Origin of the sequence: Bradyrhizobium sp. PRIMUS42 (assembly GCF_023006515.1) — a bacterium.
Classification (GTDB): Bacteria; Pseudomonadota; Alphaproteobacteria; order Rhizobiales; family Xanthobacteraceae; genus Bradyrhizobium.
Map to the genome: position 1 here is coordinate 1 of NZ_JALBGZ010001006.1, position 1748 is coordinate 1748.

Genomic DNA, 1748 nt, shown 5'->3' on the forward strand with positions numbered 1-1748 from the left:
GCCGTCGCCCTTGCGCGAATAGAGATCGCCGGCGAGGAAACCGGTCCAGGCCATGGTGCCATCAGGCGCGAATGCGATGTCGTCGGCCATTCCGATCGGAGCCGGGATTGCTGGTTCACACTGCTGCTGCGCGCGCCAATGCGATCCGCGCCCGCCGTCCGAAATTCCTGATGCGCCGCCGTGTTGCAATGACGCGCGAGCTGCCGATTCATCGCGAAGAACGCGAGATCATCGCGAGGAATTGAAGGTGCAGTAGGGTGGGCAAAGCGAAAGCGTGCCCACCTTTTGTCAATCATCGAGAGATCGTGGGCACGGCGCAAGGGCGCCTTTGCCCACCCTACGAGACCTACTCACGTCAGGCCGCCCGTATCACCGCGTCCACCAATAATCCCGCAAACAGCAGCAAGCCTGGATCGCGATTCGACTTGAACAGGCGCAGGCAAAGCTCGGGATCGTCGATCCTGAGTCGCACGATCTGCAAGGCAAGGTGCGCGGCGAAAGCGATCAGCCCGAGCCAGGCCGGCCAGCGCACATCGCCTGAGGCCAGTGCGACGCCGATCAGCATCACTGAAAGCCCGTAGAACAGGACCAGCGCCTGGTGCGTATGCGCACCGAACAGGCGCGCGGTGGACTTGATGCCGATCAGCGCGTCGTCCTCGGCGTCCTGATGCGCGTAGATCGTGTCATAGCCGATCACCCAGGAGATCGCGCCGGCATAGAGCACCAGCGCGGTGACGTCGATACGCCCGAAGGTGACGGCAAATCCCATCAGGGCACCCCAGGAGAAGGCAAGCCCGAGCACGATCTGCGGCCACCAGGTAATGCGCTTCATGAAGGGGTAGATCGCGACGATCAAAAGCGAGGCGATGCCGGTCGCAATCGCGAAGCGGTTGAACTGCAGCAGCACCACGAGGCCGATCAGTGCCTGTGCGATCATGAAGACCAGCGCCTGCTTCGTGGTCACCTGGCCGGACGGCAGCGGCCGCGAGCGCGTACGCTCGACCTTGTCGTCGAGGTCGCGGTCGGTGATGTCGTTCCAGGTGCAGCCGGCTCCGCGCATCACGAAAGCGCCGACGAAGAACAGCACGATGGTGAGCGGCAGGCCGCGGACGTCATGCGCCATGCCGCTCGCGAGCGCCGCCGACCACCAGCACGGCATCAACAGCAGCCAGGAGCCGATCGGACGGTCGAAGCGGGACAAGCGGAGGTAGGGCCGCGCCCATGGCGGCGCCAGCGTATCGACCCAGTTGCCGGTGGAATCGGCAACGCGGGCGGATGTATCGCTCATCGGGTCAGGACGTTGCCGTTGAGCGTGTCGAAGGTGCTGCCGCCCTTCTTGCCGGCATTGGCCTCAGGCGCGGAGCCCGAACCCAGCACCTCGCTCAGCGATGGGCCGGCCGGCCGCGCCTGCTGTTGCTGCATTTGCTGCGCGACGTTGCAAACCTTCGCTTGCATGGCCTCGGTGTTCTTGTGGCCTTCCTTCATCTGCCCGCCGACCTGCGGGGGAATTCCGCACTTCGCGGCATTGGCCTCGATGTACTTGAGCATCTTCCCCTCTGCCTGGCTGAAACTGCGGATCAGCTTGCAGGCCTCGTCGGGCGGCGCATGACGGTCGCTGGCGGCCTTGATCAACTTACCGCGCTTCTCGGCTTCTTCGCGCAGGGGCATGAACGCCTTCATGCAATCCTCGCCGGGGCCGGCTTGCGTCGGCGGAGCCGCGCTGAACGCACCAGCGCCACCGACGGGCG

At 64.9% G+C, this 1748-nt stretch carries 3 protein-coding genes; 1 reads left to right on the plus strand and 2 read right to left on the minus strand.

Features of this window, described 5'->3' with window-relative positions:
- Positions 1-107 precede the first annotated feature (107 nt).
- Positions 108-245: a hypothetical protein gene (locus tag MOV75_RS36840; RefSeq protein WP_247007844.1), complete on the plus strand. Its 138-nt coding sequence runs from the start codon at positions 108-110 to the stop codon at positions 243-245.
- A 110-nt stretch (positions 246-355) separates the two neighbouring features.
- On the opposite strand, the gene ubiA is transcribed toward MOV75_RS36840, so the two are convergent.
- Both ubiA and MOV75_RS36850 read right to left on the minus strand, forming a co-directional pair.
- Entirely contained in the window at positions 356-1288 is a 933-nt protein-coding gene (gene ubiA / locus MOV75_RS36845) for a 4-hydroxybenzoate octaprenyltransferase (protein WP_246932490.1), read from the minus strand.
- The coding region (locus MOV75_RS36850) for a hypothetical protein (protein WP_247007843.1) at positions 1285-1748 on the minus strand (464 nt) is incomplete at its 5' end. The genes ubiA and MOV75_RS36850, both read right to left, overlap by 4 nt.